Source organism: Marinobacter nauticus ATCC 49840, from assembly GCF_000284615.1.
Classification (GTDB): Bacteria; Pseudomonadota; Gammaproteobacteria; order Pseudomonadales; family Oleiphilaceae; genus Marinobacter; species Marinobacter nauticus.
On record NC_017067.1, the window covers coordinates 3,654,180 to 3,670,213 of the forward strand.

The window sequence follows — 16,034 nt, forward strand, 5'->3', positions numbered from 1 at the left end:
GTGTGGCCGATACAGCACTTAACACACTGACACATTAATTCTGTGTCATGCGTTCAAAAAACAACCTACACTCGCGCCGTTCAGAGTTGTGGGCCACGCATACAGGGATTTCATACATGCTTTCATCTCTCAAGATCTCACACAAACTCGCGCTGCTGGTGATTGTAGCCGTGGTGGCTTTCGTAGTGAGCCAGGCCTTTTCCATCATCACGGAACGAAACAACTCGGAACGACTGGGAGAGGTGCGCAACCAGCTCTATCCGTCCCTGGAACTCTCCACCATCAACCGGGGTCTGCTGCAACTCATCGAAAACCAGATCAACAGCGCCGTCACCACGGGCGACGATCAGCAGATTGCGGCTACCCGAGAGCAACTCGCCGAGATCATCGAGAATCTTGACCGCATTGCCCAGCTTAACCCGAGCCAGCAGAGCGACGTAAAAGCGCTGAAATCCGAACTGAACGGCTACTACAGCACCGCCACTCGCATCGCCACCGCGATTATCGAGGGCACCGCCGATTTCAGTCGCATAGGCCAGGAAGCATCCGCCAACGCCGAGCGCCTGGCGGGCCTGCGCTCGGATCTCGACCAGATGCGTAATGCCATGGAGAGCCGCCTGACCCAGGCCATTGACGACACCACGGCGGCCAGCAGCGAAGCCGCCACCGTCTCCGTGACAATTGTGGTGGTCGCCCTGGTTGTCCTGATTGCACTGAGCCTGATTATCGGTCGATCGGTCTCCGGCAGCCTGCAGCAAATCATCAGCTCCCTGCGGAACATGGCTTCTGGCGAAGGCGATCTGACCTCCCGCATCGAGTACACCGGCAAGGATGAACTTCGGGATCTGGTGGACCAGTTCAACCGCTTTGTTGAAAAACTGCATAAATCCTTTGCCACCATCCAGCAGGACATCGGTGAGCTTAACGGCGTCGCCACGCATCTGGGCAGCACCAGCCGCACCAATCTTGAACGCATCAGCCAGCAGGCCCAGGCCATCTCCTCCACCCGCAATTCCGTGGAAGAGCTGGTAAAAAGCGTTGAGGAAGTGGCGGGCTTTGCCTCCAGCGCCTCCGACCAGACCCAGGACGCATCCAAGTTTGCGACCACCGGGCAGCAGAAGGTCGAGGGCAACATACAGACCATCCAGCGACTGATGGCAGAAATCGAGAACACTGCCAGCCTGGTCAACCAGTTCGATGAGTTCTCCGTGAAGGTGGGCGGTCTGCTGGAAACCATTCAGACCGTGGCCGAGCAGACCAACCTGCTGGCCCTGAATGCCGCCATTGAAGCCGCCCGCGCCGGTGAACACGGCCGTGGCTTTGCCGTGGTCGCAGATGAAGTACGCGGCCTGGCGGTGCGCACCCACAAGGCCACGGAAGAAATCCAGCAGGTGATTTCAGAACTCTCCAAAGCCTCCGGTGCCGCCGTGCATTCCATGCAAGGCAGCGTAGACATGGCCAGGCAGGGCGTGGATGCCACCACCGAGTCTGGCGAGGTCCTGCGCAAGATTCTCGAGAACGTTCAGCAGATCAGCGAACTGAACGAGCAGATTGCCGCGGCCACCTATGAACAAAGCACCACCTTCAGCGAAGTCACTGGCCATATGGGCGACATGCATCGCAACGCCGAGGCCGTGATGGAAAGCACCGATGAGCTGGATACGGTCAGCCGCAAGATCCAGGACGTCAGTAATGGCTTGCAGAGCGTGGCCGGGCAGTTCCGCGTTTAAGTAAAACCCCAGAAAAAGGAAACTCCTGATGAAAAAACTGTTTACTGCAGCGCCCCTGGCGCTCGCCATTGCCGCGACCCCGGCTCTGGCACAGAGTACCGAGGACACCCTCGAGCGCATGCAGCAGCAGCTGAATGCCATGCAACAACAGCTGAACTCCGCGAAAGACACCGGCATTCGCTTCAACGGCTTTTTCAGCACCGGTTTCGCCCGGGCCAGCAACGATGCCGGTTACGCCGGAATCACCGACGAATCCGAAGTGGCGGATCTGAGCCTGTTCGCCCTGCAGGGCACCTTTGACGTCACACAGAAGAGCCAGATTGTGATGCAACTGGTCGGCCGGGGCGAAGATGACTGGGAACCCCAGGTGGAGTGGGCCTATCTGAGCCACCGCCCCACCAACAACCTGCAGATTCGGGCGGGCAAGATGCGGATTCCGTTCTTCATGTACTCCGACTCCCTGGAAGTCGGCTACGCCCAGCCGTGGGCACGCCCGCCCCAAAGCGTGTATGGCCCGATTGCCGTGACCAGCTATGTCGGTGCGGATGCCAGCTACAACCTGAATTTCGACAACTCCTCGCTGACCGCGACCGGCTTCACCGGCTTTACCGATGAAGATGGCAACTCCGGCGACGTACAGCTGCGCAACATCGCAGGCATGAACCTGACCTGGACCGACTACGTGTGGACTGTGCGTGGTGTGGCGGCGACCGCCGAGGCGGATATTGATGCGACCCGGCTTGGCGCACTGGCAGCCCAAAGCGGCATTACCCTTCCGCCCGGCATTACTCAACTTGCCGACGGTGATCGCGGTAACTTCTTCGGCCTGGGCGCCAGCTACGACGACGGCAGCTGGCAGATCATCGGTGAAGTCACCCGCGTTGAAGTGGATGGCAAGTTTGCCGATACCGATTCTGCTTACCTGTCTGTGGGCCATCGGTTTGGCAGTTGGACACCTTACGTTGCAGCCGGCTGGACCGAGAGCAAGGATGACGACGAGCGCACCGGTTTCTTCATCCCCGGCGCCGTCCCCGAGTCCATCCTGAACTATCAGCGCAACGAGTACAGCATCGGTACCCGCTGGGACATTACTCCGGGCGTGGCCATCAAGGCGGACATCACTCATGTGCGCGGGCTTGAGAAAGGTTATGGCAACCTGAACACGGCCTACATGCTGGCGGAAGACCCGGACAGCACCAACGTTTACACCGTTAAAATCGACTCGGCATTCTAAGGAGGCCCCATGAAAAAGCTTAGCCTGTTGTTTGCGGCCAGCTTGCTGGCAAGCCCCCTGGCCCTGGCTGAAGTCGTGGTGATCGGCAACCCGTCCGGCCCGGACAGCATCAGCGCCAACGAAGTACGGGATCTGTATCTGAACCGCAGCAAAGCCCTGCCGAATGGCCAGAGCGCGAACCCGTTTGAACTCCCGGAAGGCAATGCCACCCGTGCCGAGTTCCACGACAAGGTGACCGGCCGTAACGACGCCCAACTGAAGGCCTTCTGGTCCCAGCAGGTGTTCACCGGTCGTGGTCAGCCTCCGGCGGAAGCCGGCAGTGCTTCGGGCATGAAGGCCCAGGTCGCCTCCACACCAGGCGCCATCGGCTACATCGATTCCGCGGATGTGGACGACAGTGTCAAGGTTATCCTGACGCCCTGATCTCTGCCGTTCAGAACGCAAAAAGGCGAGCCGAAGCTCGCCTTTTTGCTGTTTGAAGACCGGCTGACTAGAAACCTCTCGGCACGGTCTGGGCTTCCACGAATTCAAACAGCCCTTCCAGACCACCTTCCCGGCCAGTACCCGAGGCTTTCATACCGCCAAACGGCGCCTCCGGTGTCGGCCCTGTGCCGGTGTTCCAGCCCACGTGACCAAACCGCAGGCCGGCAGCCACCCGCTGGGCACGTTCGGCATCGGCGGTAAACACGTACGAGGCCAGGCCAAACTCCGTGTCGTTACCGGCATCAATGACCTCTTCCTCGGTCCGGAACAGCGCCATGGGCACCAGAGGACCGAAGGTCTCCTCCTGGTAACAGCACATGTCCCGGTCCACGCCCTGCACCACCGTGGGTGGGAAGAACAGGCCATCGCCCAGTTCCGCTGGCTGTTTGCCAGCCACCAGGCTGGCGCCCTTGTCGAGGGCGTCCTGCAGGTGCCGTTTCACCTTGTCGAAACCCTGCTTGTTGATCAGCGGGCCGATGTCGATGCCATCGTTCATGCCGTCACCGACGGTCATCTTGTTCACACGTTCGGCCAGCTTCTGGCCAAAGGCATCCGCCACCTTTTCGTGCACAAAAATCCGGTTGGCGCAGACACAGGTCTGGCCGCCACCGCGGAATTTGTTGGCAATCAGGTTATCGGCGGCGGCCTCCAGGTCGGCATCGTCAAAGACGATGAACGGGGCATTACCACCCAGCTCCAGTGCCAGCTTCTTCACCTGCTCGGCGGTGTCTACGATCAGTTTGCGGCCCACTTCGGTAGAGCCCGTGAAACTGAGCATGGGTACATCTTTATGTTCACACAGTACCTTGCCGATCACGCTGGCCTTACCCATCACCAGGTTGACCATGCCATCCGGCAGGTCGAGTTTATCCATCACGCTGAAAAAGGCGATCATGGTCAGCGGTGTCTCGCTGGCCGGCTTGATGACCGAGGGACAACCCGCCGCCAGGGCCGCCGACAACTTCTTGGCGATCATGCCAATGGGAAAGTTCCAGGGCACAATCAGCCCGGTTACGCCCACAGGCCGATAGTGAACCGTCCAGGTGCAGTCCTTGGGCTTTTCCGGAATCGTGTGGGAATCAAGAGCGCTGATGTGCTTGGCACAGTAATCGAAGAAACCGGCGGCGTAATCCACCTCGCCCTGGGCTTCTTTCCAGGGCTTGCCATGCTCCATACACAGGATGCGGCCAATCTCTTCGCGGTTTTCTTTCAGGCCGTCACGAATATCCTCCAGCCACTTGCGGCGGGTTTCAATCGGCCAGGGATTGGTGAGCCGGAGCGCTGATTGTCCAGCCTCCACCGCTGCCACAACATCTTCCTCCGGCATCGACGGCACTTTGGCAATCACCGAGCCGGTGGCCGGGTTGTAAACGTCGAACGTGGCACCGCCGGCAGAGTCTTTCCAGCGCCCGCCAATGTAGCCTGTGAGGTTTTCCAGTAGTGGTGACTCGATCATCTCGGCTCCTCTTGCATGACTGGTGACGCCCCGGACCGGGGCGAAGTTCAAAAGCAACGCGTGCCTTTCATAGTGGATCCTGAGTGACGGCCTGTAAAGTCAGCGGGAGATTTCCTGGCCGTCATTTTTGACCCGGGCGGGTGACTGCCTATACTCGAAGGAGAGTTTTTACAGGCTCTCCCTGACACCCCAAGGAGACGGATTCATGAAAGCATTTTTTCATCCGACGCAGGACCTGCATATCCCGAAGACGTATTTCACCCGAGGCCAGATGCGCCAGCCTCAGGAGGTGCCTGATCGCACCGGCCAGATGCTTGAAGGCCTGAAAGCCATGGGCATCCCGGTACTGCAGCCGGCCGACCAGGGCGCCGGCCCGATCTCCAAGGTGCACGACCTGGGTTACCTGCGATTCCTCGAATCCGCCCACCGGCGCTGGATGGAAATGGAAGACTGGGGCGACGAGGTAATGTCGAATATTTTCGTACGTTCCCCCAACGCCATGCGGGGCATCCTGGCCGAAGCCGCCTGTTACCTGGCAGACGGCAGCTGCCCAATTGGCGAGAATACCTGGAAAGCGGCCTACTGGTCGGCCCAGACCGCCCTGGGTGCCGCCGACGCGCTGATCGCCGGAGAACGCAACGCCTACGCTGTGTGCAGGCCACCAGGCCATCACGCCCGCAAGGATGCCGCCGGTGGATTCTGCTACCTGAACAACGCCGCCATCGCGGCCGAGCACTTGAAGAGCCGGTTCCCGCGAACGGTCATCCTGGACACCGACATGCATCATGGCCAGGGCATTCAGGAGATCTTCTACGACCGCAGCGACGTGCTGTACATCTCCATCCACGGCGACCCCACCAACTTCTATCCGGTGGTGAGCGGCTTCGAGGACGAACGTGGGGAAGGCGAAGGCTATGGCTACAACATCAACCTGCCCATGCCCCACGGCTCCAGCGAGGACGATTTCTTCGCGAAACTGGATGAAGCCCTGGCTGCCATTCGCCTGTACCAGCCGGATGTGCTGATCCTGACCCTGGGCTTCGATATCTACAAGAACGACCCGCAGGCGAAAGTTTCGGTGACTTCCGAAGGCTTCTGTCGGCTGAGCACGCACCTTCGTCAGTTGGGCTTACCCACGCTGGTGGTGCAGGAAGGCGGGTATGATCTGGACGCCCTCAGCGAGAACGTCCAGCAGTTTTTCAAGGGGTTGGAGGGCTGATCAGACCGCCGGGGCATACACCTTGATATTGCCATGCCCCTCTGCCTTCAGGTGGCCGGCGTGCATGCGGCTCATGGTGCCCCGGTCACAGTACAGCAGGTACTGGCGGTTGCCCGGCAGTTCCGCCACCTGCTGATTCAACTCGTAGAAAGGAATCTTGAGCACGTCGTTGTTGGTCAGGGTCAGTGGCGAGCGTTCTTCTTCAGACGGGTGGCGAACGTCGATAATCACGTCGTCTACCGACGGCGTCTGGATCAACTCTACCTCTTCCGGCGTCTGGGTGCTGTCCAGGAGCTGGCTGACCATGGTGTCGGTACGGTTAGCGATGGCATCGGCCAGGGCGGCCGGGTCCATGTTCGCCTCTTCTTCCTCCACGCGATGCAGCCTGGCACGGGTGACCGGCTTGCTGGAAATCACGCCGCAATACTCCGGCATGTTGCGGGCAAACGGCTCGGTACCGATGTCCTTGGCAATTCGAATGATTTCCTGCTTGTCCATGGCGATCAGCGGGCGCAGCACCACCTCGTCACTGGCACGGTCCACCACATTCAGGTTGGTCAGGGTCTGGCTGGAGACCTGGGCCACCGCATCGCCCATGACCAGCCCCGAGGCGTTGTAATCCCGGGCGATCTCGGCAGCGGCCTTGAGCATCATCCGTTTGAGCACCACGCCCCAGTGGCGATGGTTGACCGAGCGCATGATCTCGGCGACCACACCCTCAAACGGCACAGAAATAAACTTGACGTTGTGGGACGAACCATAACGCTCCCACAGGTAGTGAGCCACCTGGCGCACGCCCACTTCATGGGCCGCACCGCCCAGATTAAAGAACAGATAATGACTGCGAATGCCACGGCGCATCATCAGGTAGGCAGCCACCGACGAGTCGTAGCCGCCGGAAATCAGCGTCATCACCGTTTCCACCGTCCCCAGCGGATAACCGCCAAGCCCCTCGTGGCGACGATGGGCAATGTGGTAGCTGTCGTCCTTTACCTCAATACGAACTTCAAGATCCGGTGATTTCAGATCCACGCCTTTGGCGTCGGAGCCCTGCAACAACGCCGCGCCCACCGAACGCTCCAGGTCAATGGAACGGAAATCATGATCGCCATGACGGCGGGCGCGAACGGCAAACGTCTTGCCTTTCAGGCGTTCGGCATAGGCCTGCACCGCCTTTTCGCCCACATCGTCAAGATCGACAAACGGAAACACCCCGATCTCCTGGATGGTCGAGATGCCGGGAATGCGCACCAGCTCATCAATCACCGGGCCGGCAAGGCTGCGGCCATCGGGCACATCCACATCCACCCGGTCCCAGCTGCCATCCACACGGATCTCCGGATCCAGCCGGGCCAGTAATTTACGGATATTCTGCCGCAACTGGCGCATCTGCTGCTGGCGAACGGGTTTACTCTTGATAGCCACTTCCGGGGCGGGACGAATCAGCAATTTCATAAAAAAGACTTTGATCGGAATAACGTCGGGTGGCGTAAAAGCCAGAAAGGCCTTAGTGTACCCTTTCGCCAGACTGGCTCAAAATCCGTCATTGCCGAAACCATCAGGAGCTTCACCAACGATGACTGAAACCACCATGAATGCCCTGGTCTCCCCCGAGGGCAGCCTCGAGATCCTTTCCAACTACGAGGTAAACCGGCTCAAGGACAAGAGCGAGGGTGGTCTGTATCGCCTGTTCCGTCAGTGTGCACTGGCCGTGCTCAATACCGGCGTCGAAACCGACGACTGTAAGGAATTGATGGAAGCCCACGCCGACTTCGATGTACGGCTGGTGCCCCAGCCCCGGGGGCTGAAACTGGAACTGATCAATGCGCCCGGCCACGCCTTTGTGGACGGCGAAATGCTACGCGCCATCCGGGAACACCTGTTTTCTGTGCTGCGCGATATCGTTTACAGCCACTCCCTGCCCAACAGCGTGGCCGGCTTCCGCAAAGACAACCCCGAAGACCTCACCAACCTGGTGTTCCACATTCTGCGCAACGCCAGGGTACTGGAGGCGGGGCGTCAGCCAGACCTTGTGGTGTGCTGGGGCGGCCATTCCATCAGCCACGACGAATACCAGTACAGCAAGGATGTCGGGCACCAGTTGGGGCTGCGCGGCCTGAGTATCTGCACCGGTTGCGGCCCGGGCGCCATGAAAGGCCCGATGAAAGGCGCCACCATCGGCCACGCCAAGCAACGGGTGAAGAATGGCCGTTACATCGGCATTACTGAGCCGGGCATTATCGGTGCCGAGGCGCCAAACCCGATTGTAAACGAGCTGGTGATCATGCCGGATATCGAGAAGCGTCTCGAGGCCTTTGTTCGCTGTGGCCATGGTGTGATTGTATTCCCGGGCGGCGTAGGCACCGCAGAGGAGATTCTGTACCTGCTCGGCATTCTGCTGCACCCGGACAACGTTGACCTGCCTTTCCCGGTGGTGTTTACCGGCCGCCAGGAAAATGCCGAATACTTCGAAATGATCGACAAGTTTATCCGCAACGCCCTGGGCGATGAGGCTGCCAGCAAATACGAGATCATCATCGATGATCCGATACGGGTCGCCCAGACCATGAAGCAGGGCATGAAAGACGTGGAGACCTTCCGCCGCGCCATGCAGGATGCCTACTACTTCAACTGGATGCTGAAGATAGATCCGGTATTCCAGCTACCGTTCGAGCCGAACCATGACAACATGCGGGCCCTGGAACTGCATCGCGATCAACCGGTTCACCTGATTGCGGCGAATCTGCGCAAAGCGTTCAGCGGGATTGTGGCGGGTAACGTGAAGGAAAGCGGAATCCGGCAGGTGCAGGAGAAAGGGCCGTTTGAAATTGCCGGCGACCCGACGCTGATCAAGCCTCTGGAGGCCATGCTGGAGCAGTTCGTGGCGCAGAACCGGATGAAGCTACCCGGATCCTCAGCCTACCGTCCGAGCTATCGCATTGTCAGTGGTGCGGCCTGAGCCGCAACACTGACAAACACAACGCCTTACTTGCCGCCGTCGGCCGGCAGGCTGGCGTAGTAAGCTGCCAGGTTGGCAATGTCAGCATCGCTCAGGGCTGTGGCCTGACCCTGCATCACCGGAGCCTGTCCACCCTGACGTTGGCCTGCCTTGTACGCCTTCAGAGCTGCAACCAGGTACTGCTCTTTCTGGCCAGCCAGGTTCGGATAGATGGGCACCTGAGAGATACCGTTCTGGCCATGGCAAGCGGCACAAACGGCGGCCTTGGCCTTGCCAGCTTCGATGTCACCGGCGGCCATGGAAGCGACCGGTACCATCGCGCCAGCTGCGAACAGGCCCGCTACTGCAAGATGCTTCAGATTCATTGTGTTAACCCTCTCATCGTTTTAACGTTCACATTCCGGCATAAAACCGGTCAGTAACTCAGGTTTCACTTATAGCACACCCGCCCGTGAGCTCAAATGTGATAGATCAAGGACTTTCGTGCGACCATAGTCCTCTTTTACGCCTGAGCGTAGTGAACGACAGTACGAACAAACCACAAATACCCAATCAGAGATACCACCGGAGAACCAAGCCATGCCAGTTGAGGTACAGGAGCTCCCCTGCCGGGAAGGACACATCGGCCTGCTCACCCTGAACGAGCCGGGCACACTCAATGCCCTGACCGAGGAAATGGTCAACCAGGCGCAGCAGGCGCTGGCGCAATGGGCCGAGGATTCCCGTATCTGCCTGGTGGTTCTGCAGGGGGCGGGAGACCGGGCGTTCTGTGCCGGAGGCAACATCCGGGCCCTGTACCCGGCACTGACCGGCGATGGCGATAAAGCCGCACCCGCGCGGTTCTTTGCGGCGGAATACCGTCTCGACTTTACCCTGCACCGGTTCCCCAAGCCGGTGGTGGGCATGGCTGGCGGCATTGTCATGGGCGGGGGCCTGGGCTTGCTGGCGGCCTGCCGTTACCGGTTAATCTACCCGAATGTCACCATGGCAATGCCCGAGATCAGCATCGGTCTGTTCCCCGATGTGGGCGCGAGCTGGTTCCTGAACCGTCTCCCGGGCCGGCTCGGATTGTTTATGGGTCTGACTGGCGCTCGACTGAATGTCGCCGACGCCTTGCGAGTGGGCCTGGCGGATATGGTGATCGAAGCAGACCAGAGCAGCGCCCTGCTTGAACGGCTGCAGGAGGAACGCTGGAGCGGTGAAACCGCCGCCGACGACAACCGCCTGTTCCGCCTGCTGAACCAACTGGAAGCGCTGGATTACCGCACCCTGACTCCGGGGCACCTGGAACAGCACGAACAGACCATCGCACGCCTGAGTGCAGGCGATGAGCTACCGGCCATCGTTGAAAAACTGGGGAATTCGGAGAGTACCGACCCCTGGTGGCAGGCGTGCATCCATACCCTGAAGACCGGCTGCCCGGTCACCGCCTGGCTGATCTGGCACCAGATACAGAAAGGCCAGCAGATGTCGTTGAAAGATGTGTTCCGTATGGAACTGGCCATGGCCGAAGAATGCACCCGGAGACCCGATCTGGCCGAGGGCATTCGCGCCCTGCTGGTAGACAAGGACCGCTCCCCAGAGTGGTCTTACCCCTCGGTTGCCGAAGTGCCGCAAGAGGTGGTTGAACGGCATTTCCAGCCAGTGTGGGACGACACGACCGACCCAATGATGCTGGACAGCCTCTGAATCAGCGGGCGGCGCCCGCCTGCACCAGCAGCATTTCAAGATCCTGATTGTTGCTGGCGCGGGCGAGATCCAGAGCGGTGGTGCCATCCGCCCGGCGATAGTGCACATCGGCACCGGCCGCCAACAGCATTTCGGCGGTCAGAAGATCACCGCTGGCCACCACTTTCATCAACAGGGATTCGCCACCCTGGCTGACGTTCACGTTGGCGCCCGCCGCCAGCAAGGCCCGGACCACCGCAAGATGACCATTTTCAGCAGCCTGGATCACCGCGGTATTGCCGTCGGCACTGCGTGCATTCACCTCTGCGCCTGCAGCCAGTAGCAAACGGACAATGCGGCGGTTACCGTTGGTGGCAGCCACCATAAGCGGGGTTTGCTCCGCTCCGGCCTGGGCATCCGGCCTTACCCCGCTGGACAGCAGCTCAAGTACCGCCCGATCCTCATTGGCGCGCACCGCAGCCATCAGCTCCTCCGGGCCGGCACCGGCCTCTCCGGTTTCAGGTGCTGACCCGGTTGTACTGCATCCGGCCAGCAGCGTCAGTGCCAGGAAAAATACCAGGTGGAAATAGCTGCTCGCGTCCCTGCCCATGTCGGAAGTCTCTTGTTTGCGTTTTGCAGCTATTCTGCTCAGCCAGTCACCGGAATTAAATCGAACCGGTCACAACTCCGTCTCGTTTTGCAGAAGTTCTCGAGCCAGCAACCGCAGCCGCGCCTCTGCATCGCGCTGGCCCCGGCATAGGCCGGCCTCCTGCAACTGCACCCAGGACCAGCCCTGCAATACCGCACGACACCAGAGCTTTGCCTCCGGATGGCTTTGAATTCGCTGAGCCATACCCTTGCAGGCAGAGAGCTCCTGCAAAACCGGCAAGGTTAGTTCAAAGCCGCGAAAGCCATACGCGAAGTTAGTCAGATCCCGGCGATCATCGTCATCCAGCCACGCCGAGGATGGCAGGGCGTCGCAGATGGCCAGCAATAGTTCATGGTCCAGTTGGTACCAATGGCGGGACACCAGATGTTGCCGGTGTCGGGCGAACCGGCTGCTCAGCTGTTGCTGAAGTTGCTGCCCCGGCTCAGAGGTGCCCATCAGCATTTGCAGGGGAAACTCTCCGGTGGACGCCTCCTGGCTCAGACCCATACGCACGATGCGCAGGCCACATCGGTGCCAGAACGCCAACAAACCCGGTTCGCCGCCAAAGCTGGTACCCAATGCATCCATTCCATCCTGAACACAGGCCTCATGGGCAGCCGCCACCAACCGTTGGCCGACCCCAAGCCTGCGTGCCGATTCCGCCACCGCTACGCGGACCACTCGAAGGGTTTTCAGGGTAGCAGCGGCGGGGGCGCCGCCATGATTGGCCAGTGACTGGGCCAGCATATGGCCCCTGAGCCGCCGTTTTCCAGCGACCACCTCTTCAGCCAGATCAGGAGCCAGACCACCTTCAGTGGATGCCCAGAGCAAGCCAATGGTCCGCCCATCTACGCTGGCCCGCCAGGTCATCGCGGCGGGGTCATCCAGCCATTGCCGAAGATCGGCGGGCGTGGTCCGGTAATGGGCATTGACCAGCAGACCAAACGCCTCCGTCAGGGTCTGTTCGCTGGCCGCGGCAGGTTGCCAGCGTTCAATGCGCACGTCGCCGGCGATGAACGGTTGTGGCTCCGGCGCGTCTGCCGATAACAGATACAGCTGGAAAACCAGTCGCTCCAGCGGGTCACCCTGCGCCCAGCGAATGGGCTCGCGAACGCTGACGGCGCGCCAGTTCGGAGTTTCCTGTTCCAGAATCTGTCGAAAGCGCAAGGCAAAGCCCCGGCCGGTACCTTCATAGCCATGCACCGTACTGGCAAACACCACTCTCGGCCAGCCCAGCAACACGGCTTTCAACCACTGGGCCGGTAAACCCGCCGCTTCATCAACCAAGACCACTTCCGCCTCCGGCCGCTGCGACAGCAACTCCTGTGGCGGCAGAAAGCAAAGTTCATGACCGGACCGGGTGGTCAGATGGGTCGGCGTATCCAGTGCCAGAGCATCACCCAGTGCCTGCCGGGCGTGAGCGAACAGGGTAGCCACGTTATCAGCCGAAGGTGCCGTTACCAGCACCCGTTTGCGGCCGGTTTCGAGCAAGCGGGCAGCAGCCATGCCAAGGGCCGACGATTTGCCTCGGCCGCGATCGGCAGTAATGACCAGCGGCCGTCGGCGGCGGCCCTGGCCAGCGCGCACAACGTCCGCAAACAGCGTCTGCTGCTCGGCCGTCTGCCCGGGTTGAAAGTCCGCCCTGCCCGGCTCCGGCCGATTAAGAACAGGCACAGTGCCATTGTCCGCCGCAAGGCGAATGACATCGGGATCTTCCGCAAGTACCGTTGCCAACCGGGCGGCGAAGGGATGGCCGCTGGCCCGGTCCAGTCCGGTTCGTCTATAGTCCGGGTCATCAAAATCCGACCACTGCGCCAACGGCGGCATCAGCCAGAACAGCAACCCACCCGCCCGCAAGGTGCCGGACAGTGCCGCAAAGGCGTCTGGAGACGTTCCCTCCCAGCCATCCCAGACCAGAACTGGCAACTCCTGCCCCAGTACGCGCCGGTAATCTTTGACACGGATATGGCCAAGCCCGGCCATGATCGCATCCTGTTCACGACCGACCCATAGCCCCTGCGCGGCCGACAATTCCGGCAAGAGCCCGGCTACCCGGGCTATCGCAGCCTGCCGATCACCCTCAACCAAGACCAGCCGGCGATGGCCGCGAGCTGCCAGGATGTGCTGGAACGCGCGCCAGCCTGAGGCGATTGTCTCGGTTTTATCATTCACGTCAATTCGGACCTGCTGGCCATAAGAAGGTATTTGCGCCTGAGCTATGCCGGGATTATGCGGCAGCGCTATCCGCACTACCAGTTGGCCAGTACAATAGCGACTATGCCGAGCCAAACCCAAGCCCCCGACCACCTGTCCCTACCGGATTACCTGACCGACGAGCAGCGCGCCATCATCACGGCCGGTTACGAGCATGCGGTGATTACGGCCGTGGCGGGCAGTGGTAAAACCTCCACGCTGGCCTGGCGCATCCGCTACCTGCTGGCCCAGGGCCACGATCCGGACCGGATGCTGGTGCTGATGTTCAACCGCAGCGCCAAGGTGGACTTTGAGCGCAAGTTACAGTCCGTCTGCAATCAGAGCGGGCTGGCCCTGCCGGAAATCCGCACCTACCACGCCATGGGCCTGCGGCTGTATCGTCGGTTCGTCCGCGAAGGCTATCTGCCGGGCTTTTCGGAAAAGATCCTGACCGAACAGGAGATCGGCTTCCAGGCCTGGCTGCTGACCCGGCGGCTGGCACCGGAGGAACTGGCCGATGAAATCCGCCGCAACAAGAAGGATTTTGTCGAAACCGCCACCGGCTTTATCGACCGCGTCAAAACCGGGCTGGCACCCGCGGAGGTGGTGTTCGAGGAGCTGGGCTACTCCGACAAACACCGCTACCTGATTGACCTGTTCCATTCCTTCGAGCAGTGGCGTAAAAGCGAAAGCCGTATCAGCTACGCCGACATGCTGTATGAGCCGGTGATGGCCATCCATCAGAACCCGCCATTGCAGCGCCTGGTGGGTAACAAAATGGATCTGATCCTGGTGGACGAGTACCAGGACACCAACGAGATCCAGCACCTGCTTCTGCGTTATGTGGCCGGTGACCGCGCCCGGGTAACCGTGGTCGGCGACCCGGACCAGACCATCTACGAATTCCGTGGTGCCCGGCCCGAGTTCATTCTGCGCAAGTTCAGTGATGAGTTTGAAAGCCCGCTGGAGCAGACCCTCAGCTACACCTTCCGTTACGGCCACCGGGTGGCACTGCTGGCCAACCATCTGATCTGCCACAACACCGGCCGCCGGGATGTGATGTGCCATTCCCACCCGGGTACCCCCGACACCGAAATCCATCTGCATCAGGCCGAAAACGATGGCAACCAGGTGCTTTCTATCCTGCAGGGACTCGCGCCGGAACAACAGAGCCAGAGCGCCATCCTGTTCCGGGTCTGGAGCCAGAGCGTGCCGATTGAACTGAAACTGCTGGCACGCCAGATCCCCTACCGGATCGATGCCGGTAAGGGCGCGCTGTTCAGCCGCGAGGTTCAGGCGGTGCAGGCCTTGCTGCTGGTGGTTACCCGTCGGCTCGACAAGCTGGCAGAAAATGACCGACTGGACATTGCCCGCCAGATTCTGAGGTTCCCCCATGTGGGCCTGAAAGAACCGGAACTGGAAAACCTGGCCCGGTTCCTGGCGGCGTTCGACACCGGCTGGCACGAACGGCTGCTCAGTCTGGATTTCGACGCCCTGGCGCCCATGGCGGCCAGAAAGCTGAAAAAACTCGGTGAAGTCCTGCAGCAACTCGACCGCTATCAGGGGCCGGTAGCTGGCCTGATCACCGTCTATGCCGAGCACATGGATCTCTATGAGGGTATTCGCAGTCTCGCACTGACCCATGACAGTGCCGAGGAGCGGATTGATACCATTCAGGGTTTTCGCGACTACCTGAAAAGCCTGGAAGTCAATGCCGACGGAGCCCTGGACCACCTGAGCCTGCTGAAACAGCAGGCCAGCGAACATCGGGACGAGGGTGTCCTGCTGTCCACCATTCACCGGACCAAGGGACTGGAATGGCCCGTGGTAATCATTCCCGGCCTGCAGGAGAAATATCTGCCCTACAGCCCGCGACCCCAGGACGATGCCCGGGCCCTGCTGGAAAGCGAGCGTAGGCTGCTATACGTGGGCATGACCCGCTCCCGCCACCGTCTGCACCTGATCACCCGGCCCACCCCGGCCAGCCCGCATCTGGCGGGCGAGCAAGGACCCAGTCGATTTGTTTCCGAGCTGTGCTTCGGGTTATCTCAGGAGCTAGGCTCCGTACTGGATGCTGGAGATGCACCAACAGATCAGCCATTGAAGCTGGACAGCCCGTTAACTCCCGTGAGCCTGCGCTACGCCGAGCGCGAGGGCATACCGCTGGAAAGCGAGGCGACGGTGACCGAAAGCACTGCGGAACCGGTCTGGCATCAGCAGCGTCTGACCCATGCCATCTTTGGAACGGGCGAGGTTATCTCGGAAGACGAAAGCTCGTTCGAGGTGCGGTTTGGCAATGGCGACACGCTGAATTTCAGTAAAAAAAGCGCGCATCTGTATTTCACACCCGCAGGTGATTGATCTGTCGTGTGTGAAGGCTGCGTACAATTGCGAAGACGCCGAAAGATGCCAAATTTTGTGTTTTATGGCTTACTGACCTAGA

Annotated in this window: 12 protein-coding genes; 7 read left to right on the forward strand and 5 right to left on the reverse strand. The window is 60.4% G+C overall.

Going from position 1 to position 16,034, the window contains the following annotated elements:
• Positions 1-116: 116 nt before the first annotated feature.
• The 3 genes from MARHY_RS16905 to MARHY_RS16915 are packed head-to-tail and all read left to right on the forward strand — an operon-like array spanning position 117 to position 3,387.
• Positions 117-1,730 carry a methyl-accepting chemotaxis protein gene (locus MARHY_RS16905; protein WP_014422897.1) on the forward strand — a complete coding sequence of 538 codons (1,614 nt, stop codon included), beginning with the start codon at positions 117-119 and terminating at the stop codon, positions 1,728-1,730.
• Between the two features lie 28 nt (positions 1,731-1,758).
• Positions 1,759-2,964 carry a hypothetical protein gene (locus MARHY_RS16910; RefSeq protein ID WP_014422898.1) on the forward strand — a complete coding sequence of 402 codons (1,206 nt, stop codon included), beginning with the start codon at positions 1,759-1,761 and terminating at the stop codon, positions 2,962-2,964.
• A gap of 9 nt (positions 2,965-2,973) precedes the next feature.
• On the forward strand, positions 2,974-3,387 hold the full coding sequence (locus MARHY_RS16915) for a type 2 periplasmic-binding domain-containing protein (protein WP_014422899.1): 414 nt from the start codon (positions 2,974-2,976) through the stop codon (positions 3,385-3,387).
• A gap of 67 nt (positions 3,388-3,454) precedes the next feature.
• On the opposite strand, the gene MARHY_RS16920 is transcribed toward MARHY_RS16915, so the two are convergent.
• Positions 3,455-4,903 carry an NAD-dependent succinate-semialdehyde dehydrogenase gene (locus MARHY_RS16920; protein WP_014422900.1) on the reverse strand — a complete coding sequence of 483 codons (1,449 nt, stop codon included), beginning with the start codon at positions 4,901-4,903 and terminating at the stop codon, positions 3,455-3,457.
• Positions 4,904-5,108: 205 nt separating this feature from the next.
• Between MARHY_RS16920 and MARHY_RS16925 the strand changes: the two genes are divergently transcribed.
• The gene (locus tag MARHY_RS16925; RefSeq protein WP_014422901.1) at positions 5,109-6,122 is read left to right on the forward strand and encodes a histone deacetylase family protein; all 1,014 of its coding nucleotides are present in this window, start codon (positions 5,109-5,111) and stop codon (positions 6,120-6,122) included.
• Here MARHY_RS16925 and thiI read toward each other — a convergent pair whose 3' ends face one another.
• Positions 6,123-7,577, reverse strand: coding sequence for a tRNA uracil 4-sulfurtransferase ThiI (gene thiI, locus MARHY_RS16930; RefSeq protein ID WP_014422902.1), 1,455 nt, complete (start codon positions 7,575-7,577; stop codon positions 6,123-6,125).
• A gap of 121 nt (positions 7,578-7,698) precedes the next feature.
• On the opposite strand from thiI, the gene ppnN reads away from it, so the two are divergent.
• Positions 7,699-9,081, forward strand: a complete 1,383-nt coding sequence (gene ppnN / locus MARHY_RS16935; RefSeq protein WP_011787057.1) for a nucleotide 5'-monophosphate nucleosidase PpnN — start codon at positions 7,699-7,701, stop codon at positions 9,079-9,081.
• Between the two features lie 26 nt (positions 9,082-9,107).
• Here the strand turns inward: ppnN and MARHY_RS16940 are convergent, their stop codons facing one another.
• On the reverse strand, positions 9,108-9,446 hold the full coding sequence (locus MARHY_RS16940) for a c-type cytochrome (RefSeq protein WP_011787058.1): 339 nt from the start codon (positions 9,444-9,446) through the stop codon (positions 9,108-9,110).
• Between the two features lie 214 nt (positions 9,447-9,660).
• On the opposite strand from MARHY_RS16940, the gene MARHY_RS16945 reads away from it, so the two are divergent.
• Entirely contained in the window at positions 9,661-10,770 is a 1,110-nt protein-coding gene (locus MARHY_RS16945; protein ID WP_014422903.1) for an enoyl-CoA hydratase/isomerase family protein, read from the forward strand.
• Position 10,771: 1 nt separating this feature from the next.
• Here MARHY_RS16945 and MARHY_RS16950 read toward each other — a convergent pair whose 3' ends face one another.
• Positions 10,772-11,359, reverse strand: a complete 588-nt coding sequence (locus MARHY_RS16950) for an ankyrin repeat domain-containing protein (RefSeq protein ID WP_014422904.1) — start codon at positions 11,357-11,359, stop codon at positions 10,772-10,774.
• A 69-nt stretch (positions 11,360-11,428) separates the two neighbouring features.
• Positions 11,429-13,570: a tRNA(Met) cytidine acetyltransferase TmcA gene (locus MARHY_RS16955; RefSeq protein ID WP_014422905.1), complete on the reverse strand. Its 2,142-nt coding sequence runs from the start codon at positions 13,568-13,570 to the stop codon at positions 11,429-11,431.
• Positions 13,571-13,627: 57 nt separating this feature from the next.
• Between MARHY_RS16955 and MARHY_RS16960 the strand changes: the two genes are divergently transcribed.
• Positions 13,628-15,952: an ATP-dependent helicase gene (locus tag MARHY_RS16960; RefSeq protein ID WP_041655149.1), complete on the forward strand. Its 2,325-nt coding sequence runs from the start codon at positions 13,628-13,630 to the stop codon at positions 15,950-15,952.
• Positions 15,953-16,034 lie beyond the last annotated feature (82 nt).

Bases quoted from the DNA above. Each gene is read 5' to 3' on its own strand.
- MARHY_RS16950 (WP_014422904.1), bottom strand. From the start codon at position 11,359: ATGGGCAGGGACGCGAGCAGCTATTTCCACCTGGTATTTTTCCTGGCA.
- MARHY_RS16925 (WP_014422901.1), top strand. From the start codon at position 5,109: ATGAAAGCATTTTTTCATCCGACGCAGGACCTGCATATCCCGAAGACG.
- MARHY_RS16920 (WP_014422900.1), bottom strand. From the start codon at position 4,903: ATGATCGAGTCACCACTACTGGAAAACCTCACAGGCTACATTGGCGGG.
- MARHY_RS16905 (WP_014422897.1), top strand. From the start codon at position 117: ATGCTTTCATCTCTCAAGATCTCACACAAACTCGCGCTGCTGGTGATT.
- thiI (WP_014422902.1), bottom strand. From the start codon at position 7,577: ATGAAATTGCTGATTCGTCCCGCCCCGGAAGTGGCTATCAAGAGTAAA.
- MARHY_RS16960 (WP_041655149.1), top strand. From the start codon at position 13,628: ATGCGGCAGCGCTATCCGCACTACCAGTTGGCCAGTACAATAGCGACT.
- ppnN (WP_011787057.1), top strand. From the start codon at position 7,699: ATGACTGAAACCACCATGAATGCCCTGGTCTCCCCCGAGGGCAGCCTC.
- MARHY_RS16945 (WP_014422903.1), top strand. From the start codon at position 9,661: ATGCCAGTTGAGGTACAGGAGCTCCCCTGCCGGGAAGGACACATCGGC.
- MARHY_RS16915 (WP_014422899.1), top strand. From the start codon at position 2,974: ATGAAAAAGCTTAGCCTGTTGTTTGCGGCCAGCTTGCTGGCAAGCCCC.
- MARHY_RS16940 (WP_011787058.1), bottom strand. From the start codon at position 9,446: ATGAATCTGAAGCATCTTGCAGTAGCGGGCCTGTTCGCAGCTGGCGCG.
- MARHY_RS16910 (WP_014422898.1), top strand. From the start codon at position 1,759: ATGAAAAAACTGTTTACTGCAGCGCCCCTGGCGCTCGCCATTGCCGCG.